Source organism: Amycolatopsis pigmentata (genome assembly GCF_042684065.1).
Taxonomy (GTDB): domain Bacteria; phylum Actinomycetota; class Actinomycetes; order Mycobacteriales; family Pseudonocardiaceae; genus Amycolatopsis_E; species Amycolatopsis_E pigmentata.
Map to the genome: position 1 here is coordinate 181940 of NZ_JBHUKR010000004.1, position 19528 is coordinate 201467.

19 protein-coding genes are annotated in these 19528 nt (G+C 69.2%); 12 read left to right on the forward strand and 7 right to left on the reverse strand.

Annotation, left to right across the window (positions count from 1 at the left end; translation table 11 throughout):
* Positions 1-38 precede the first annotated feature (38 nt).
* Positions 39-791, reverse strand: coding sequence for an SDR family NAD(P)-dependent oxidoreductase (locus ACFSXZ_RS02580; RefSeq protein ID WP_378260802.1), 753 nt, complete (start codon positions 789-791; stop codon positions 39-41).
* An 80-nt stretch (positions 792-871) separates the two neighbouring features.
* Between ACFSXZ_RS02580 and ACFSXZ_RS02585 the strand changes: the two genes are divergently transcribed.
* The 4 genes from ACFSXZ_RS02585 (at position 872) to ACFSXZ_RS02600 (ending at position 5307) form a co-directional block, all read left to right on the forward strand.
* Entirely contained in the window at positions 872-1441 is a 570-nt protein-coding gene (locus tag ACFSXZ_RS02585; RefSeq protein WP_378260804.1) for a TetR/AcrR family transcriptional regulator, read from the forward strand.
* Between the two features lie 376 nt (positions 1442-1817).
* Positions 1818-2714, forward strand: coding sequence for a hypothetical protein (locus ACFSXZ_RS02590; protein WP_378260806.1), 897 nt, complete (start codon positions 1818-1820; stop codon positions 2712-2714).
* A gap of 914 nt (positions 2715-3628) precedes the next feature.
* Positions 3629-4300, forward strand: a complete 672-nt coding sequence (locus tag ACFSXZ_RS02595; RefSeq protein ID WP_449224268.1) for a HEAT repeat domain-containing protein — start codon at positions 3629-3631, stop codon at positions 4298-4300.
* Entirely contained in the window at positions 4294-5307 is a 1014-nt protein-coding gene (locus ACFSXZ_RS02600) for a HEAT repeat domain-containing protein (RefSeq protein ID WP_378260809.1), read from the forward strand. Before ACFSXZ_RS02595 ends, ACFSXZ_RS02600 begins: the two co-directional genes overlap by 7 nt.
* A gap of 20 nt (positions 5308-5327) precedes the next feature.
* Here ACFSXZ_RS02600 and ACFSXZ_RS02605 read toward each other — a convergent pair whose 3' ends face one another.
* The gene (locus ACFSXZ_RS02605; protein ID WP_378260811.1) at positions 5328-6101 is read right to left on the reverse strand and encodes an oxidoreductase; all 774 of its coding nucleotides are present in this window, start codon (positions 6099-6101) and stop codon (positions 5328-5330) included.
* Positions 6102-6182: 81 nt separating this feature from the next.
* Between ACFSXZ_RS02605 and ACFSXZ_RS02610 the strand changes: the two genes are divergently transcribed.
* The 3 genes from ACFSXZ_RS02610 to ACFSXZ_RS02620 all read left to right on the forward strand — a co-directional run bounded on the left by ACFSXZ_RS02610 (position 6183) and on the right by ACFSXZ_RS02620 (position 9276).
* Positions 6183-6761 carry a TetR/AcrR family transcriptional regulator gene (locus ACFSXZ_RS02610; RefSeq protein WP_378260813.1) on the forward strand — a complete coding sequence of 193 codons (579 nt, stop codon included), beginning with the start codon at positions 6183-6185 and terminating at the stop codon, positions 6759-6761.
* Between the two features lie 232 nt (positions 6762-6993).
* Positions 6994-8190, forward strand: a complete 1197-nt coding sequence (locus ACFSXZ_RS02615) for a hypothetical protein (protein ID WP_378260815.1) — start codon at positions 6994-6996, stop codon at positions 8188-8190.
* A 162-nt stretch (positions 8191-8352) separates the two neighbouring features.
* Positions 8353-9276, forward strand: coding sequence for an NADP-dependent oxidoreductase (locus tag ACFSXZ_RS02620; protein WP_378260817.1), 924 nt, complete (start codon positions 8353-8355; stop codon positions 9274-9276).
* 31 nt (positions 9277-9307) lie between these two features.
* On the opposite strand, the gene ACFSXZ_RS02625 is transcribed toward ACFSXZ_RS02620, so the two are convergent.
* On the reverse strand, positions 9308-10330 hold the full coding sequence (locus ACFSXZ_RS02625) for a glycosyltransferase (protein WP_378260819.1): 1023 nt from the start codon (positions 10328-10330) through the stop codon (positions 9308-9310).
* Between the two features lie 219 nt (positions 10331-10549).
* Between ACFSXZ_RS02625 and ACFSXZ_RS02630 the strand changes: the two genes are divergently transcribed.
* From ACFSXZ_RS02630 to ACFSXZ_RS02645, 4 genes are read left to right on the forward strand one after another with little or no spacing between them, the layout of a single operon-like run.
* Entirely contained in the window at positions 10550-11458 is a 909-nt protein-coding gene (locus ACFSXZ_RS02630) for an ABC transporter ATP-binding protein (protein WP_378260821.1), read from the forward strand.
* A 13-nt stretch (positions 11459-11471) separates the two neighbouring features.
* Positions 11472-12212, forward strand: a complete 741-nt coding sequence (locus ACFSXZ_RS02635) for an ABC transporter permease (RefSeq protein WP_378260823.1) — start codon at positions 11472-11474, stop codon at positions 12210-12212.
* A gap of 3 nt (positions 12213-12215) precedes the next feature.
* The gene (locus tag ACFSXZ_RS02640) at positions 12216-13499 is read left to right on the forward strand and encodes a sensor histidine kinase (protein WP_378260825.1); all 1284 of its coding nucleotides are present in this window, start codon (positions 12216-12218) and stop codon (positions 13497-13499) included.
* Entirely contained in the window at positions 13496-14125 is a 630-nt protein-coding gene (locus tag ACFSXZ_RS02645; protein WP_378260827.1) for a response regulator, read from the forward strand. Before ACFSXZ_RS02640 ends, ACFSXZ_RS02645 begins: the two co-directional genes overlap by 4 nt.
* 16 nt (positions 14126-14141) lie before the next feature.
* Here the strand turns inward: ACFSXZ_RS02645 and ACFSXZ_RS02650 are convergent, their stop codons facing one another.
* The 4 genes from ACFSXZ_RS02650 to ACFSXZ_RS02665 all read right to left on the reverse strand — a co-directional run bounded on the left by ACFSXZ_RS02650 (position 14142) and on the right by ACFSXZ_RS02665 (position 19025).
* Positions 14142-15200, reverse strand: a complete 1059-nt coding sequence (locus ACFSXZ_RS02650) for a methyltransferase (RefSeq protein WP_378260829.1) — start codon at positions 15198-15200, stop codon at positions 14142-14144.
* A 37-nt stretch (positions 15201-15237) separates the two neighbouring features.
* A complete protein-coding gene (locus ACFSXZ_RS02655; protein ID WP_378260831.1) occupies positions 15238-16704 on the reverse strand; it encodes a PP2C family protein-serine/threonine phosphatase in 1467 nt (488 codons plus the stop codon).
* Positions 16705-16715: 11 nt separating this feature from the next.
* Positions 16716-17438, reverse strand: a complete 723-nt coding sequence (locus ACFSXZ_RS02660; protein WP_378260833.1) for a GAF and ANTAR domain-containing protein — start codon at positions 17436-17438, stop codon at positions 16716-16718.
* An 87-nt stretch (positions 17439-17525) separates the two neighbouring features.
* Positions 17526-19025, reverse strand: coding sequence for an MFS transporter (locus ACFSXZ_RS02665; protein WP_378260835.1), 1500 nt, complete (start codon positions 19023-19025; stop codon positions 17526-17528).
* A 25-nt stretch (positions 19026-19050) separates the two neighbouring features.
* On the opposite strand from ACFSXZ_RS02665, the gene ACFSXZ_RS02670 reads away from it, so the two are divergent.
* Entirely contained in the window at positions 19051-19491 is a 441-nt protein-coding gene (locus tag ACFSXZ_RS02670; RefSeq protein ID WP_378260837.1) for a MerR family transcriptional regulator, read from the forward strand.
* Positions 19492-19528: the final 37 nt, after the last annotated feature.

Below are 19528 nucleotides of genomic sequence, written 5' to 3' on the forward strand. Positions count from 1 at the left end.
GCTCCTTTCGACGCGTGCCTTCGATTATCTCGACGGACTCAGCGGGCGGAGTAGCCGCCGTCGACGTCGAGGACCGAACCGGTGCTGAAGGTGGCGTCAAGGGCGAGATAAACGATCGCGGTGGCGACTTCCGCGGGATCGGCGATCCGGTCGAGCAACAGCCGTGACCGCTCGGCGACCACCACGGTTTCGGCTACGCCGTCCTCCAAACCACCGAAATAGTCCTGGACGGCTTCGGCGAACATCGGCGTGTCGGTGGCGCCGGGGGAGACGCAGTTGACCCGCACCCTCGGCCCGAGTTCGACGGCCAGACTGCTTGTCAGACCGAGCAACGCGGCCTTGCCCGCGGAGTAGGCGGCATGGCGCTCACGCCCGTGCCGGGCCGACACACTGCCGACGAACACGACGCCCGCGCCGTCGTCGAACCGGGGTGCCAGGGCTCTGGTGAGGAAGAACGGGCCGCCCAGGTTCACGCTTATCAGAGCGTCGAAGATCGCCCGGGTCGTGGCCGCCAGACTATGGATCCCCTCGATCGCCGCCGCATGCACCAAAGCGGAGACGGCGGACTCGCCCACCGCGTCCGCCACCGTGGCGATTCCTTCCTCGGTGCCCACATCGGCGGGCACCACACTCGCCCGGTCGCCGATCAGCTCCGCCGTCCTCGCCAGGGGTTCCTGTCGCCGTCCGACGCAGTGCACGCGCAAGCCCCGGCCGGCCAGTGCCAGCGCGGTGGCCCGGCCGATCCCGCTGCCTGCTCCGGTCACCACGGCGACCCCATCGGTCCTGGTCATGCCGCCTCCCAGTTATTGACACAGTTGTGTCATAAACTATGGCAGCGACGATGGCGCCTGTCGAGTGGGAAGGTGTGCGAGTGGCACGGCCAGCTGATCCGGAACGGCGAGGGAAGACCCTCGCGAGGGCTACCGATTATGTGCTCGAACACGGGCTCGCCGGACTGAGCCTGCGGCCACTGGCCACCGCGCTCGGCACCAGCACGCGCATGCTGCTCTACGACTTCGGCAGCAAGGAGCAGCTGGTGTCCGCGATCCTCGCGGAGGCACGGCGGCGCGAAGCCGCCTTGCTCACTGACGCTTCCGCGGTGGAATCGGGCCGGGAACTTCTGCTCGGCGTATGGTCATGGATCTCCGCGTCCGAGCGGCGGCCGTTCCTGCGCCTGTTCTTCGAGACCTACCTCGACGCCATCACTCATCCCGAGAGCTACTCGGCGGAGGGCAAGGCCATGGTCACCGACTGGCTGAACACGTTCGCCACCGCGCTGGCACCCGGCGGCGACGACCCGGTCGCCGCGACGCTGGTCATCGCGGTCATCCGCGGACTGCTGCTCGACCAGTTGGCCACCGGCGACCAAGACCGGGTCGACGCGGCACTCGACCGTTTCGCCGACCTCCTCTACGCGCCGCCACGGACCCGCGAGCGGTAGCCGGCACCGCTCGGTACTCATCAAAAACCTTTCCTCTCTCCGCACAATTGTCACTGGCTGTCGCGGTTTGCATCCAGTAGGTTGACCCTCAATCTGAGCCACAAATATCCGACCATCACGGTTCGTCACGATCAGGGGAGCCAGCGCCACCCTTTAGGACGACGCCGCGTCATATTGGCGGAGAGAAACCGTCATCTCAGTAGAGAAAACCGAGGAGTCGATAATGTGAAGCGCTTTCGAGTTATGCCCCACTGGAGGCGCCGGGTTCCCGGGACCAATGCGGGAGTAATCCGCGGGATTACTCCCGGGCGCGCTCCGATGGTCGGGTCGGAGCAATGACGGAAAGCCAACACCGGAACGAATGACAAGGACACCGATGCACGAGGTACAGACCCCGTCTCCCGGCGAGGACACCGGGCTGCCGTGTCGAGGAGACCGGCCACCGCGTGGCCGGCGTCGGGGACAGCCCGCCCTGCGGAAACTGCGCACCACCGACGATTTCGGCAGCGCCAGGCTTACCCTGGCCCAGCGCAAGCTCATCCTGTTCGTGGCGGTCGTCATGGCGGATGAGGACGGGTGCCTGAGCGCGACCTACGGCGCCCTGCTCGCGGCTCACGCCCATGATCCCGAGCACTGGACTCACGACCATACCCTGAAGAGCCTGCAGAAACGGGCCTCGAGATATGTGGGTCGCGGCGCGGAGCACCTGCCCGGCTGGGACAAGGTCGTCGACGTCCTGCGAGTGGTCATTCCCGAACCCCACTTCACGGCGGTACTGGCCGAGGCGGCCGGTCTCTACAGTCGCGCGATCGACGCCGACAAGCCGGCGCCGGACTATTCGGGAGAAATCCGCCTCCCGGTCTGGGCTGACGCGCCGGCCGTGTCCATCGAGGACATCCGGACCGGTCTATGGTCGATCATCACGCCTGTGCGGAGTTCGGTATCCGCGCCCCAACCCGTCGAGGCTCGTCCTGCGGACCCGCTCCTGGCCGAGAGGGACCCTCAGGACCGTGAGCTCTTCGAGAACGTGATCCGTGCCTTCCGCGAAACAGAGCAGCTTTTGGAGGCCGCACAGGCCGAAAACACCAGCCTCCGCAAGGAGAACAAGACTCTCAGGGCGGAGAAGCAGCGACTGAGCAGCCACAACCGGCTCCTGCAGAACCTCCTCGACGCTCGATCTCCGGACGAACCTCAGCGCATTCTCCAGCGGGAGAAAAACCAGCTCATCCTCACGCGAGTTTTCCCGCCACCGCCATGGCAGCGCAACAAATAGTCCCCTCGGCAATGACACCGGGTGCCGCAATTCCGTACGCCCGGAGTCCGGCCGAGGAACATGACGGGTGTTACGCCGGTCAACGACCTCGACGGCCATTCGCCGCAGGGAGAAACCGCTAGTCGCGGGAGTTTTTCACGATCACCACGAATCGATGTAATTTCATGTCGAGCCCCGCCAAGGCGGGGCTCGACGCTTATTGACCACTCGCAAGAAAGCGCTTCCATGAGCATTTCCACTACCGCGCCGGCACGGCGACCCCGCGGCAGACACAGCGACGCGCGCCCCTAGACGCGTCACGCTGCCGCGGCACACCCTGCCCCACGGCGGACTCTTCCGGTCTCCAGCCCCCTTGGACAGCCCAAGGGTTCGGCCGCACACGCGGCCATCAACCGGAAAGGAGAGCCCCGACGTGGGAAAACACCGCCGGCAGTATGACCGGTGGCACAGCAGGACAGGGTGCGCGGTCATTGCCTGGTCCGTGCCCCTGACCCTGCTGGCCATCGCGCTCCACGAGGCTCGGTCCCTCGTGAGCTGACGGTCCCTGACGGGACCACCTCATCAAGGCGGGGCCGGACCGGCAAGTTCGGTCCCGCCTTCCCGAACACACAGTTATAACGCTGTGCGGTGCCGCAGTATTACACACCGCTCCCCGTAAACTCCCCGTCCTTTCGGAGGGAATCCGGCCGGCGCTCACCACCCGTGACCGTCAGGAGCCCCTGCCCAGTGAGCAGGTGAGCAGCGTGGCGGATGCGCTCCCCACCGTCGGTGGCCAGGCGGCCCTTTCTCCTCCACGATGCCCTGTTGGGCTGAATTGCCACGTCACCCCACTGCCGGTCCGGACAGGAAGACCAGCTCGCCGGATCACGCGGTTGACGTTGACACTGTGACAAGGTCTTCACTGGGTGCAGGAGGTGGTCCCCATCAACTCGGCACACCGGCGGCTGCTCGACGCATTGGGCGCCGCGAACTCGTCGACGCGGCTCCAGGCGGCTCTGGCGGCTGGTACGCACCCCGACACCGGTCTCGTCGAAACGCTGGTGACACGGTGCGCGATCGAGCCGGACTTCTTCGTGCGCGACATGCTCACCTGGGCGTTGACCCGGCTCCCACCGGAGCTGACGGTACCCAGGCTCCTCGCGGAGCTGCGCTCCGAGCGCGCCCAGGCTCGAAGCCAGGCGCTGCACACGCTGTCCAAGATCGGCGACAGGAGTGCGTGGCCCGCGATCACCCGGTCGTTGCTGCACGATGCCGACGACGAGGTCGCGCGCAGCGCGTGGCGAGCCGCCGTCGTCCTCGTGCCGCCTGGAGAGAAGCAAGGCCTGGCCGCGGAACTGGCCGCACAATTCGGTCGTGGCGACCGGAATGTGCGGCTGAGTCTCAGCCGGGCACTCGTCGCGCTCGGAGACGTGATCGAGTCAGTCCTGGAGCGGGGATCGGCGAGTGACGACCCGACGGTGCGGGCGCATGCCCGCGCCACGCAGCGGCTCCTGCGCGACCCGGATGCCGGCTTCGACCCGGACATCGACGAGGCGAAAAGAATCGCCGCGCTCGGACCGGAACGAGTCGAGGGCACCGCATGCTGATCGGTGAGGTGGCACGCCTCTCCGGGGTGAGCACCCGGATGCTCCGGCACTACGACTCTCTCGGACTGGTACGACCGACAGGCCGCACCGTGGGTGGCTACCGCGAGTACTCCATGGCGGACATTCGCCGGATCTTCCATGTGGAAGGCCTGCGGTCGCTGGGACTGTCGCTGCGACAGATCGGGCGCGCTCTGGAGGATCCCGCCTTCGCGCCGTCCGCACTGGTCGGCGATCTCATCCGAGCGACCGAAGAACGGCTGAAGCGGGAACAGGAACTCCTCGATCGGCTCCGTACCGTAGATGCCTCGGCGCCCTCCGATTGGGAGGGTGTCCTGCGCATCGTCGAACTGCTGCACGGACTGGAATCGCCCAGTCCCGCGCGCCGGCAGCAGGCCGTCCTGGCCCCGGCGGAGGACGTGCCGGTTCCCGCTGAGCTCCTGGCCAGGGCCGTCCTCGCCGAATCCGATCCGAACGTCGCCGGTGCTCTCAGGTGGGCGCTCGCGCGGGCGGGCGGTGACGCCGTGGCGAGTGTGGCGTCCGGCGTGCGTTCGGAGAACGTCGACATCCGGCGGCGCGCGGTGCTGGCGATGGCCGAAATGTCCGGTGACGAGGCGACCGCGGTGCTCGCGGACGCGCTCGAGGACCCGGACATGACAGTGCGCAGGCGTGCTGCTCTCGCGGTGGGGATGCGCGGCGTGACCGCGGCCGTGCCGGCACTCGTCGGCATGGTGGTCGAGGGCGCGAACGACGTCGAGGCGTCCGAGGTCCTGGGAACGTTGGCCCTCGACCACGGGTGCGCGGACCGGATCATGGGTGCCCTCGTCGACGAACTCGCCGCACCGACCGCGACCTCCGCGGTCCGGATACGCCTGGTCCAGGCACTTGCCGAGATGCCGCCGACCATCGCGCGGGAGGTCCTGCGGGAACTGGCCCACGACGATGATGCGTCTGTCGCTCGCGTCGCGTCGGCCCTCGCCGGGATGCTCGAACAGAGGCCCAAAGGCTGAACCGAGGCGCGGCCGGTCGCTCAGATGGTCGGGATGATGCCGCCGTCGACGCGGAACTGAGCTCCGGTGAGCCACTTCGCGCGGCCGGAGGCGAGGAAGGCGATCATCTCGGCGACGTCCTCGGGATCTCCGGGGCGGCCCATGGGGACCTTCAGGCGGTCCACGAGCTGCTGCGTGGCCTCTTCGGTGGTGATGCCCTGCTGCTCGGCCATGCGTTTCCGGTGGGCGGCGGCACCTTCGGTGACGACGAAGCCGGGCAGGACACAGACCACGCGCACCCCGTGCTCGCCGACCTCGGTGGCCAGTTCGCGGCTGTAGGCGTTGAGCGCTGCCTTCGCGGCGGCGTAGGACGCATCGGTGCGCCGAGGCAGTTGGCTGGCGATCGAGGAGACGTGCACGACGACGCCGGAGCCCCGCTCGACCATTCCCGGCACCAGGGCCCGGTCCAGGCGTACGGCGCTGAGGAGGTTGATCTCCAGGTCCGCCTGCCAGGATTCGTCCGACCGGCTCAGGGTCGGCGCCGGGGCGCTCGCCGCGCCCGCGTTGTTCACGAGGACGTCGACGCCGCCCACCTGCTCGATGACGCGACGGCCGAGTTCGGCCGCACCCTGCTGCGTGGAGAGGTCCGCCGCGAGGAATGTGGCACCGCTGTCCTCCTTGGGCCGGCTACGGGAGGCCGTCAGCACGGTCGCACCCGCGGCGACGAAGCGGCGCACGGTCGCCGCGCCCAGGCCCCGGCTGCCGCCGGTGACCAGTACCCGAAGGCCGTCGAGGCTGTTGTCGGTGATGGGCATGGGGTCTCTCCTCCCTAAGATGAACCTGACTCCGGAAACGGTACACGTAAGCGGAATCAGACTCACCTTATGGAGGTTCTCGTGCCGGCATCACGCCCGCTGCGCGCCGACGCGCGGCGCAACCGCGAGGCACTGCTGTCCGCGGCCCGCCAGGCGTTCCTCGACGGTGAGACCGACGCGCACGTGGAGGACATCGCTCGCAGCGCCGGTGTCGCCGTCGGAACGCTCTACCGCCACTTCGAAACCCGCGAAGCGCTGATCGAGGAGGTCTACCGCAAAGAGATCGACGCCCTGTGTGCCGCGCCCGGCGACCTGCTGGACCAGCACGCCCCGGAGGAGGCGCTGCGGCGCTTTCTGCTGCTGCTCGTGGACCACGCGGCGGTGAGCAAGGGGATGTCCAGTGTTCTGGAGAGCATCATGGCGACGGACTCGCCGGTCTTCGACGACGCACGCACTCGTATGGCCGACGCCCTCTCCCTGCTGCTCGAAGCCGGCGCCGCGGCCGGCACCGTCCGCGGCGACGTCACCGGCTCCACCCTGTTGCGTGCCCTGGGCGGCGTCTGCGGAATGCGCGCCACGGAGGGCTGGCTGGTCGAGGCCCGGCAGATCACCACCCTTCTCTTCGACGGCCTGCGCCACGGGGCCTCGCAGTCACCCTGAGTCGGAGACCGCGCGACACCTCTTACCCTTGGCGACTTTCGTCACGTGACGATCCCGGCTTTTCGGCCCACTCGGGCGTGACGAGAGCGGGTGCTCAAGCCGGGCGGGATCCACCCCGCCTCGGCACCACTATCCCGCGATAACCGCGATTATCGTGGTGCTCGACAGCGGAAGGTTAGAAACTATAAACCTAGGTTTAGATATAGAAACGCTAACCTGATAGGGTCTGATCATGCTGGATGGGACGAGAGAAACCGCTGGTCAGCGCGACGTGGACGAGGATCGGCCGCCGGTGCCGCCGAGGCGGGACGGCGCCGGGCGCCGGGAACCGCTCGCGGATGCGGACCTGTGCCGGTTCTGCCGCCGCCATCCCCGCCGCAAGGCCGGGCCGCGCGGCGGACGGCCGTCCCACTACTGCACGCGGGTGTGGGGGCACGACGAGGACGACCAGCCCGTCACCTGCTCCCGTCTCGACGAGGCCGACCGAGTCCTCGCCGCGGTCTACGGCGGCAACCGGGCACTGTCACGGTTTGACGTGACCGCGCTGGGTGCCGACATCGACCGGCTTCTCGGTGCGGTCACGCCGTTGCTGGAGACCGCCCGTGGGCTGGATGACCGGCTCGACGACGAGATCGCCACCGCACGGGAAAGGACCGAGACCGCCGAGGCGGGCCGCGCCGCGGCCGAGACCGCCGCCGAACGCGCCGAAGCCGCCCGAGCCGAGGCCGTGGCGGAGGCCGAAGCCGCGCGGGCGCGGGCTGATCAAGCCGAAACGGCCCGCGCCGCGGAGCAGGAACAGGCGGAACGGGAGCGCGGCATCGCCCAGCGGGCCACCCGGGACCGGCTCGCGGCCGAAGGACGCGTGGCCGAACTCAAGGACCGGGTCAGCGAGCTGGAGACCGAGATCGAGCAGCTCCGGGGCCGTGCCGAGGATGTCACCGGCCAGTTGGCGACAGCTGCCGCGGAACTCGCCGAGCGCACCCGGGGGTATGAAACCGTCCAGGCCCGCGCCGGTGCGCTCGAAGCCGAGTTGCGCCGGCAGGCGGACACACACGAGGGCGAGTTGTCCCGGTTGCGCCGAGGTTACGAGGACAGTCTGCGTGAGCTGCGCTCCGAGGACCAGACCGCCCGCGAGCGCTTACAGGCCGACCACGAGCGGCGGGTGCGAGAGCTCCGCGCCGAGCACGATCAGACCCTGGCCGAGCTGCGTGAGCAACAACGGGCGCAGGCCGCCGAACACGCCACCGCCCTGGCTCGTGCCCAGGCCGCGGAGACCGAAGCCCGCGCCGCCGCCGATCGCGCCAACCGAACCGTTGAGACGACAGCACGGCGCCTCGTCACGCTCCGAGAAGGCGTGCTGACGGCCCTGGCCCAGCCGGACACCTTGACCGACCGGCTCCGGGCTCTCCTCGACGACACAGCGCATTAACCCAGTCCAGAGCGCGCATCGAAGTTCGTGTTTTCGCGTGAGGTGAGGAGAGGGATGCTGTGACCTGCACCTCAACTGGTGGCCCCTTACATCGATGTCAGAGGTGAGGATGGCTCCAGGTCCCCGGAATCGCCGGGTCGGTCACATGAGAGGCAGCAAGGAATGGGACAAGCGTGGGGTTTCGGCAAGCATGGCGGGCCCGAGGTGCAGGAGTTCTTCGATCGTCCCGATCTCGCCCCCGGTCGCGGCGAGGTGCTGATCCGGGTCGACGTCGCCGGCGTGAACCCCCTCGACTACCTCCTGCGCGCGGGTCTGGTCCCCGGGCTCGACGGCGGGCGCCCGTTTCCCCGCGTGCTGGGCATGGAGGCGGCGGGAACCGTTCTCGCGCGAGGCGAGGACGTCGACGGGCTCGAGGTGGGTGACGCGGTCTTCGGCTTCGCACTCACCGGTGGCGGCACCTACGCCGAGACGACGGTGCTGTCCGCGCCGAACACCGCGCGCATCCCGGCGGGTCTGTCCGCGACCGTGGCGGCAACGCTGCCGGTGGCCGGGACGACCGCGGTGGACGCGCTCGACCAGCTCGGCCTCCCAGCCGGTGCCACAATCCTGGTCAACGGGGTCGGAGGCGGTGTCGGCCTCGCCGTGGCCCAGCTGGCCATCGGGCGTGAACTGCGGGTGATCGGCACCGGGAGTACCGCCAAGCGTGAGCACGCCGAGGCCATCGGGGTGCGGTTCATCGACTACACCGCGGAGGACGTCGTCGCCGCGGCACGCGAGCTGGTTCCGGACGGCTTCGACGGGATCGTCGACATGGTCGGAGGCACCTCGCTGCGGACGGTGGCTCCGCTGGCCCGGGATCCCCGCAACGTCATCGCCGTGGGTGACATGTCTGTGCCCGATCTCGGTGGGCGTTTCGTCGAGCGCCGCCTCGACCGCGAGAACCTGGAGCGGGCCGCCCGGCTGGCCCTCGACGGTGTCCTCGCGCCCGTGATCACCGCGGTCCATCCGCTCTCCGACGCCCCGGCCGCCCTCGCCGCCGTCGAGAACGGTCACGCCTCGGGGAAGGTCGTCATCAAGGTGGCATGAGAAGTGCCCGGCCGCCCGACGCCGTCGATCGTCACGACGGGGGCCTGAGTGCCGCCCATTCCGGCAGGTTGCGGGCGACCTCGTCCGGGGAGGGCATGCCGGCGATTTCTTCGGCGATCACGCGGGCCGCGTCGCGGTGCCCGGTGTTTCCGTGGTGTGGCAACAACTTCCGGGCGTGTTCGGTGATGGCTTCCGCGCTCACTTCATCGGGCAGGAGGCGCAGCGCGGCGCCCGCGGCGGTGAGCGCTTCGGCGTTGGCGAACTGGTCGGCTCCCTGGGGCAGGATCAGCTGCGGGGCGCCGACGCTGAGCGCGCCGAGGGTCGTGCCGCTGCCGCCGTGGTGCACGATCACATCGGCGTGCGGCAGAAGGTCCGCTTGCGGCACCCAGGCCCGGACCGTGACGTTGTGCGGCACGGTGCCGAGCTGCTCCGGTGGCACCCGGCCCGTGGCGACCACCACGTGCGCGCCGAGTGCCGTCAGGCCGCGGATGGCCGTGGTGAGCACTTCCGGGGTGCCGAACGCGGTGCCGAGCGTCAGGTAGATCAGTGGCCGCGAAGCGCGCTCGATGCGCCACGTGGGCGGTGCCGGTTCGGAATAGGGGACGGGGCGTAGTGCGATGCGCTCGGCTGTCGCGAGAAAACCCTTGTCCTGCAAGGACGGTGGGCAGATGTCGAAATGCGGCCGTCCGGGGGCGCCGGTGGCCGCCGTGGGCGACGGGAGTCCGATTCCTTCGGGAATCATGCGGCCGAACCCGTGCCAGAGGCCGGGAATCCCGGCGCGATGCGCGGCGACAGCGGCCCCCGGCAGCCCCCATTCGTGCACGACGAGGTCGGGCCGTAACCGGGCCAGTTCCGGTTCGAGATCCTCGGCGTAGATCTCGTAGAACGAATCCGCGGGACGAAAGGGCCGGAGTCCGTTCCTGAGCAACGGCGCGTGGACGTTCTCGCCGGCGGCGAAATGCACCTCGTGCCCGGCATCCCGCACGGCGAGCGCGAGAGGGATCAGCGGGTAGGTATGGCCGGCCGACGCAAGGCTGGCGAAGAGTACGCGCATGTCAGAGTGTCACGACCGGTCACTTCAGATGATGATGTCAGATGGTGAAGGCATTTGAATGTAGCCTACGGCCTGCGGACACGGTGATGGAGGGGACTCGACACGACACCAGTCCGCGTCCATCAGCCGATCGGTTGATGGCGGCATCCACCGCGCCGGGGGCGGGCCCTGGCCGCGCGGCCGATTCGGCGCGCCCCTGTCCGGCGGCACGCTTTTCGTATGGCAATCATCGAGGTAGACAGCCTCGTCAAGCGCTACGGCGACCACACCGCGGTGAACGGGGTCGGTTTCGCCGTCGAGCAGGGCGAGATCTTCGGCATCCTGGGCCCCAACGGGGCCGGTAAGACCACCACCGTCGAATGCGTCGAGGGGTTGCGCACCCCGGACGGCGGCACCATCCGGGTCTGCGGTATCGACCCGCAGCGCGACACCGGTGATCTGCGGCAGCTGCTCGGCGCCCAGCTCCAGGAAAGCGAGCTGCCCGAGAAACTCAAGGTCGGCGAGGCGATGGAACTCTACAGCTCGTTCTATCGTGAGCCGGCCGACTGGCGGGAGCTGATCGACACCCTCAAGCTCACCGGCAAGCTCGGCACACAGTTCCGGCGACTGTCCGGTGGGCAGAAACAGCGCCTGTCGATCGCGCTCGCCCTGGTCGGCAACCCGAAGGTGGCCGTGCTCGACGAGCTGACCACCGGTCTGGACCCGCAGGCTCGGCGCGACACGTGGGAGCTGATCGAGCGCATCCGCGACCGGGGCGTGACGATCCTGCTGGTCACGCACTTCATGGAAGAAGCGGAACGACTGTGCGACCGGCTGGCCGTGATCGACTCCGGCCGCCTCGTCGCGCTCGACTCCCCGGCAGGCCTGGTCTCGCGGGTCGACGACCGCCAACGCGTCCGGTTCCGGCCGTCCGCGCCGCTGGACCACGCCGTGCTGACCGCGCTGCCCGAGGTCACCTCCGTCGAGCGGGCCGGCAGTCAGCTCGTCGTGACCGGCACCGGGAACCTGCTGCTCGCCGTGACCACGGTGCTCGCCCGGAACCAGGTCACCGCGGCCGACCTGCGGGTCGAGCAGACCACGCTCGACGACGCGTTCGTCGCGCTCACCGGCCGCCCCATCGACGCCTGAGGAGAAGAAGATCATGTCCGCTCTGACCCGGCTCACCGCCACCGAGACCAAGCTGTTCTTCCGCGAACCGGTCGTCGTGTTCTTCGCGGTCGCGTTTCCCCCGATCCTGCTCGTCATCCTCGGTCTGGTCCCCGCGATGCGAGCACCCAGCCCGGATCTCGGCGGCGTCCGGCTGATCAGCCTGTACGTCCCGATCCTCATCGCGATGAGCCTTGCCTTGTTCGCGCTCAACGCCTTGTCGCAGCTGTTCGCCACCTATCGCGAGAAGGGTGTGCTGCGGCGGATGCGGACCACACCGGTCAAGCCGGCGGCGATGCTCGGCGCGCAGATGCTGATGGCCACGATCCTGTCCGTGGTGACGATGGTGGCCGTGCTGGTCATCGCCCGGCTGGCCTTCGACGTGAACCTGCCCCGGCAGTTGCCCGGCTTCCTGGTGAGTTATCTGCTGGCCGCCCTGGCGATGTTCGCGCTCGGTCTGCTCGTGGCTTCGCTGGCGCCGAGCGGCAAGAGCGCGGGCGCGATCGGGACACTGCTGTTCTTCCCGATCGTCTTTTTCGCCGGTCTCTGGGTTCCGCGCGACAAGATGAACGACGTCCTGCGCACGATCAGTGACTTCACCCCGCTCGGCGCGGGCGTGCAATCATTGCAGGACGCCGCGTCCGGTGGGTGGCCGCACCCGCTGCATCTGGCCGTCATGCTGGGGTGGACGATCGTGGCCGGTGGGCTGGCCGCGCGGTACTTCCGCTGGGAGTAGGTCGTGAGCATCGAGGCCGAACTGCGTGAGGAGTTCGACCGCTGGGAGCGCAAGGAAAACGCGGTCGCCAAGGTCCTCCCGTACGTTCTCCTGTGCATCGGCACCGTGATCACGCTGCTGCAGCCCCTGTGGCATCAGTCGGTGCCCTATCCGCCGGTACTCGGCCTCACGCTCGTGGCCGCGCTCTGGATGCTCTGGTTTCACACGCTCCACCCGGACTGGCACGACAACGCTCCGCTGATGGGGTTGTACTACGCGGTTCTGCTGGCGCTGGCCTTCGGTCTGGTGGCGCTCGCGCCCTGGTACGGCTTCTTCACCTTCGCCGGCTACCCCCAGGCGTTCCAGTACCTGAAAGGCCGCTGGCGATACGTCGGTGTGGCCGCCACGGCGATGGTCGCGTCGGTGTCGTATCTCGGCGGGCTGCCCAACATCAGGGCGTCGGACCTGTGGTGGGCCTGGCCGGCTGTCGGCGCGATCTGCACGGTGTTGGCCTGCGCGTTCTCCTACTTCGCCGACATGGCCGACGTGCGCAACGACAAGCAGAAGCAGGCGCTCGCGGAGTTGCACAAGGCGAACCTCAAGCTCGAGGCGGCACTCGAGGAGAACGCGGGCCTGCACGCCCAGTTGCTGGTGCAGGCCCGTGAAGCCGGGGTGCTGGACGAGCGGCAGCGGATGGCGCGGGAGATCCACGACACCCTCGCTCAGGGCTTGGCCGGGATCCTCACCCAACTGCAGGCCGCCGAGCAGACCATGGACAAGCCGTCGACGGTGCGCCGCCACATGACGAACGCGATGAACCTGGCCAGGGAGAGCCTGACCGAGGCCCGTCGCACGGTGCATGCCGTGGAGCCGGTGGTGCTCGCGGAATCCCGGCTCCCGGAGGCGATCAGCGATGTGGCCAGGCGCTGGTCCGAGGTGAACCAGGTCGACGCCGTGCTGACCACCACCGGCGACGCGCGGCCGATGCACGCCGACGTCGAGGTGACACTGTTGCGGACCGCGCAGGAAGCGCTGACGAACGTGGCCAAGCACGCGCAGGCCCACCGGGTCGGCCTGACCCTGTCCTACATGGAGGACCTGGTGACTCTCGACGTGCGCGACGACGGGGTGGGGTTCGACCCGCACATCAAGCGCGCCAACGGTTCCGGGAACGGCGGGTTCGGTCTCGCCGGTATGCGCCAGCGCGTGCAGCGCCTGGCGGGACGGCTCGACATCGAGTCCGAACCCGGTGGTGGCACGGTGATCTCGGCGACCGTGCCCGCGATTCCGGCTGGGGGCGGGGCATGATCACGCTGTTGATCGTCGACGATCACCCGGTGGTGCGGGACGGGTTGCGGGGCATGTTCAGCGCCGACCCCCGTTTCGAGGTGCTCGGCGAGGCCGGAGACGGAGCGGAGGCGATCGCGGCGGGGGAGAAGTTCCAGCCCGACGTGATCCTGATGGATCTGCGGATGCCGAGGACCGATGGCGTCACCGCCATCAAGGAACTGGCGAAACGCGGTGTGCGGGCCCGGGTTCTGGTGCTCACCACCTACGACACCGACAGCGATGTGCTGCCTGCCATCGAGGCCGGCGCCACCGGCTACCTGCTCAAGGACGCTCCACGGGAGGAACTGTTCCGTGCGGTGGAGGCGGCCGCGCAGGGCCAGGCGGTGCTCTCGCCCGCCGTCGCGACCCGGCTCATGGGACAGATGCGCCAGCCGGCTTCGGAGCCGCTGTCGCAGCGTGAACTGGAGGTCCTGGAGCTGATCGCCGCCGGTTCGACCAATCGTGAGGCGGCGAAACAACTGTTCATCAGCGAGGCGACGGTCAAGACGCATCTGCTGCACGTGTACGCCAAACTCGGCGTCAACGACCGTGCGGCCGCGGTGGCCGCCGCCTTCTCCCGCGGTTACCTGACCCCAGGAAACTGAAGCGGGCGACCGGGCGTCATGCCTTGACCGACTCGAGAATCATCAAAGGGGTCGGCGTGGACACGATCCGTTCGACGACGAAGCCCGCGTCACCGAGCAACGCCCGGAACTCACTCTCGGTGCGTTCCCTCCCACCGACCAGGCACACCATGGCGAGGTCCATTTCCTTGGCGGGATGCGGCTCATCGCCCGCGGGCATGACCTGCTCGACGACGAGCAGCCGGGAGCCGGCCGGCGCCGCGGCCGCGACGGTCCGCAGGATCTTGAGGGCTTCCTCGTCGATCCAGTCGTGGAGAATCCAGCTCAGCAGGTAGATGTCCGCACGTGGGACCTCGGCGAAGAAGTCCCCGGCGACCACGTCGACGCGTTCGGTCAGCCGGGCGGCGGCGAGCACCGCGTGTGCGGACTCGACGACGCCCGGGCGGTCGAAGACGATCCCCCGCCGGCCGGGCCGGACGTCCGCGCGCAGCAGTTCGGTGAGGATAGTGCCGTCCCCGCCGCCGATGTCGGCGATCAGCTCACCGTCCGGAAGCCGGTAGTCGTCGAAAGTCCCGGCCCGCATGGTCCTGGCGAAGTCGGTCATCGCCTTTCCGAAGATCGCGGCCAGGGGCGGATCCGTGGCGAGGTGATCGAAGTAGGGCTTGCCGAAGTACTTGGACGCGGCGGACTCCCCAGTCCGCAGGGTGTGCCTCAGCTCGGCGGCGGCCCGATAGTGAAGGTGCAGGCTCGCCAACGCGATGCCGAACACGGACTGCGGGTGGTTTTCGGAGAGAGTCGCGCCGAGTGCGGTGACGGCCACCTTGCCGCGCTCGGTCCGGAAGATGCCGTGAGGCGTGAGGGAGCGGATCAGACGAGTGAGGACATCGACATCGGAGCCGGTGCGTTCGGCCAGGGTCGCGATCGCCTGGGGTCCCTCGTCGGCCAGAATCGTCGCGACACCGGCGTCGGCGAGGACGAACAAAGCCTGAGACACCACGAACCCGTTCAGCAGTCGCGCCATCACCACGGTGGGGGGCAGCGGGACGTCGAGCTGGTCGGACCTGGTGACACCTGTCTCGTCGGGATCTTTGATCATCAACCTTGCCCTCCTTGCCACGGGAACGACGGCACGTTCAACGTTCGGGGTCGAGGTGGCCGGGGCTGGTCCAGCGGGCGAGCACGATGGCGGCGTCGTCCTGCAGAACGCCTTGCTGGTGCTGGAGAACGGCTTGGATGAGCCGCCGGGCGGTCTCCGGTGGCGGGTATCCGGCGGCCGCTTCGCGGCGAAGGAAGTCGACGAGCCGTTCTTCGCCGAAGAATTCTCCGGTGGCGTCGCGGGCTTCGGTGATGCCGTCGGTGTAGAGGATCAGCCAGTCGTCCGGTTCGAGAGTTTCCTCGGCGATCATGACGTCGAGGGGGCCAAGGCCCAGAGGCAGGCAGAGCGCACCGGCGAGCGGTTTGACGATCTTGCCGTCCCGCATGATCAGGGGCTGGGGATGTCCGGCGTTGACGTAGCGCAGCCGCCCGGTGGGCAGGTCGATCTCGACCAGGACACCGGTGGCGAAGGTCGCGGTGGCGAAATGCTCGCGCAGGGTCTGATCGATACGGTGGGCTTGTTCGGCCAGGTCGTTCCCGGCGCGACGGGCGGAGCGGTGGGCCGACACGGCGGCGGCCGCGATCAGGCCGCTGCTCAGGTCGTGCCCGAGCGCGTCCAGCATGATGAGGTGCGCGGTGGATTCGGACAGCGCGTAGTCGAAGGCGTCGCCGCTGACCCGCTCGCAGGGTTCGAGCATGCCGGTGACGACGAAACTGTCGACCCCCGCGGTCAGCGACGGCAGGAGCGAGAAGACCAGTTCCGCGCTGGGCTGGCGAGGTCTGGTCAGCCGGACGCGATCCAGGGCGTCACCGTGGGGGTTGAGCGCGATGAGCAGGTGCCCGACCAGCATGGCCACCCAACGGCAATGGGCGCGCAGGCCCGGGTCGTACAGGTCGTCGGGGTCGGTGACCTCGACCGCCATCACGCCGAGCCGTTCCACCCCGTCCAGGAGCGGCACCCAGAGGCAGGGCGGCTGCGCGGTGTCGGCCGGCAGGGTCTGGACGTGCCGGAACGCCCGCCCGGCCAGTGTGGTGTCGACGTCCAGGGACACGCGTTCGGTGCTGCCGTCCGCGTGCGGCACCGGGTGCAGGGTGCGCTGGTCGTAGTCGATCAGGAAGAGGGTCACCGCCACGCCGAGGGCCTTCCCTGCCGCGGCGGCGATCTCGGCCATCCGGTCCGGGGGCGCCAGCACGACGCGGTCGAGCAGTTCGACCAGCGCGGCCAGCGGAGGACTGGCGGGAAGGCGTTGCCGGATCGGCCTGCTGTAGGCGGCGCGGTGCGCCCCGGCCAGTTCGTCGAGGCGTTCGTTGACGGCTTGGGCCAGCACATCTCGTTGCAGCGGCGGCAACTCACCGAGCCCGTTGAGATAGGCGTCGACGTCCATCAGGCCGGCCTGGCCGCCGAGCGCGAAGTAGCGGCTCCAGAGTCCTTCGATGGTCAGTTGAGCACGCGACCACGCCTGAACGAGGCTGCGTCGCTGGTCGCGGGCACGATCGTCATTCATCGCGGGGCCTGTCAGCGACGACGCCGGAAGCTGGCCCGGGCCAGTTCGTCGGCGGCGTCACGGACCGTGCGGCCTTGCCGGCCGGCATCCTCGACCAGGGTCAGGAACGCCGTACGCTCGTCCACTCCGTCGCGGCCCATGATGACGCCCTTGGCCATGCTGAGCGCATCGCGGGCCCGCAGCGCTTCGGTCAACGCGTCGCTGATGTGTCCGGCGTCCTGGGCGGTGCGCATGTTGGTCAGCAGAATGGCCGCCTGGGCGGCGAACATGGTCAGCAGCTGTTCCTCCCGTTCGCCGTAGACGCCGGGCCGGGTCGCGTAGACCTTCAACGCGCCGAGCCCGTCGGCCTTGCCGACCAGCGGCACGCTCAGCGCCGACCGCACGCCCGTCCCGGTCACGGCCGCGGTCCACTCCGGCCACCGCCGTTCCTCGCGCAGGTCGTCGATGCGGATGGTGGTCCGTTGCCGCCACGCCGTCAGGCAGGGCCCTTCGCCCAACTGGTACTGCGCCGAGTCCAGGCGCTCCACCACGGGATCGGTGGCCGCGGAGGTCGCCCGCTCACCGTGCTCGTCCAGCAGCGTGACGCCGGCCCCGGTGGTCCCCGCGAAGACCTCGGCCGCCAGCGCGGTGATCGACCGCAGCGCCTCCTCCACCGTCTCCCGGGACAACAACAACCCCGACATCCGGGCGAACATCGCGCCGAGTTCGTCCGCCAGGGGCATCTCCGCTGCCATCGCCCCACCCCTACTCCCACATGTGAGCCCGTGACCTCGCCGGAGTGAGTGGCCGAGGAGTGGCCCGGCTGATACAGCCGTCGTCCGTCACGGTAGTGGGCGGGCAGGTCCTGGTGAAACTCCGGGCAGATCCGGTGCGTTCGCGGTGTGGGCGGCGCCCTGGTCCATCTCGTCGAACAGCGCTGCGGCATGCTGAGCGGTGCGGCGCGCCCAGGCACCGGTACCAAGCACGCCCAGGGCCATGATGCCCACGCCGAGCACGAGGACCAGCCACCACACGCCGTGTTCGGCGGTGGTGAAGGCGGCCCCGCCGGCCGATCCGAGGATCGTTCCGGAGATCGCCACGCCCAGGGTGGCGCCGGCCTGCCTGCCGACGGAGGCCAGCGAGGCGGCCACCCCCGCCATCGAGCGCGGCATTCCGGAGATCGCGGTGTTGGTGATCGGCGGGTTGACGGCGCCCAGGAAGACACCGAACAGCAGGAACGTCCCCAGGACGGCCGGCAGCGGGGTGGCCGGTCCGAGCCGGAGCGACGCCGCTCCGCCGAGTGCGAGCGCGGCCCCGGCGATCACCAGGGGCGGCCGGGGGCCGCGTTTCGGGATCATCCGGCCGGCGAGCGGGGACAGGAGCACGACCAGCGCGCCGACCGGGACCAGGCACAGCCCGGCCGCCAGTCCGGGCAGGCCGCGCACATCCTGCAGGTACTGGGTGGTGACGAACAGGAACGCGCCGAACCCGCACAGTGCGAAAAGCGCGGTCAGGATCGCTGAAGTGAACGGCATGCTGCGAAAGAGGCGCAGTTCCAGCAGCGGATCGGCGCGGCGCGGTTCGTAGCGGAGGAGGGCCAGTGCGCCGAGCGCGGCGACGGCGGACAGCCCGAGGATCACTGGCGAGGTCCAGCCCTGCGATCGAACCTCGATGATCGCGTAGACGAGGCTTCCCAGCACGAGGATCACGAGGATCTGGCCCACCGGATCGAACCGGCGGGGCCGGGCGGCGCGGGATTCGGGGATGAACAGCGCGGTGCACACGATCGCCACGGCGATGATGGGCACGTTGATCCAGAAGACGGCGTGCCAGCCGAGGGTGTCCACCAGTATCCCGCCGATGATCGGGCCCAGCGCCATCGCCAGGCCGGAGATCGAGCCGAAGACGCCGATCGCCCTGGCCCGCTCGGCCGGGCCGGAAAAAGTGGTGGCCACGATCGCCATCGCCACCGGGTTGAGCATGGTGCCCCCGGCGGCCTGCAGAACCCGTGCCGCGATCAGCCATCCGGTGTCCGGCGCGAGCCCGCACAGCAGGGAACCGAGTCCGAAAACCCCCAGCCCGATCTGAAACACGCGCCGGCGGCCGAACCGGTCGGCGGCGGACCCGGCCAGCACCAGGAAACCCGCCAGCACCAGGCTGTAGACGTCGACTGTCCACTGTAGACTGGAGAGTGAGGAGTGCAGGTCACGGTGGATCGCGGGCAGCGCGACGTTGACGATCGTGAGGTCCATGACCACGACGATCACGCTGGCGCAGCAGATCGCGAGCACCAGCGACCGGTGACGCCGCCCGGGTTCGCCGGCCGGAATTGAGGGTCTCATGCCTGCGAACGGTAGGATTTAGAGCGTGCTCGAAGTCAACGCGGAGTCCGAAGAAGGCGTGAGTATCGCCGAGGCCGCGCGCCGCACCGGGGTCAGCGTGCACACGTTGCGCTACTACGAGCGCGCGGGGCTGGTCGTCACCGCGATCGACCGTACCGCCGGTGGCCGGAGGCGCTACCGCCGTCTCGACCTCGACTGGATCACCGTCTGCACCAGGCTGCGGGCCACCGGCATGCCGATCAAGACCATCCGGCGCTACGCCCAGCTCGTCGCCGCCGGGCACGGCAACGAGCACGAACGACTGGCCCTGATGGAACAGCATCGCGCCGACGTGCTCGCCAAACTCGACGCGCTGCGGGAGAACCTGGAACTCATCGACCACAAGATCGACGTCTACCGGGGCAGGCTCGCCGCGGGCGACGCGGACCGTCTGTGGGCGTCGGTGCCTCCGGCCGTCGCTCGCTGAGCGGCCGGAGTGCTGTCCCTCGAAGAACTGAGGGGAA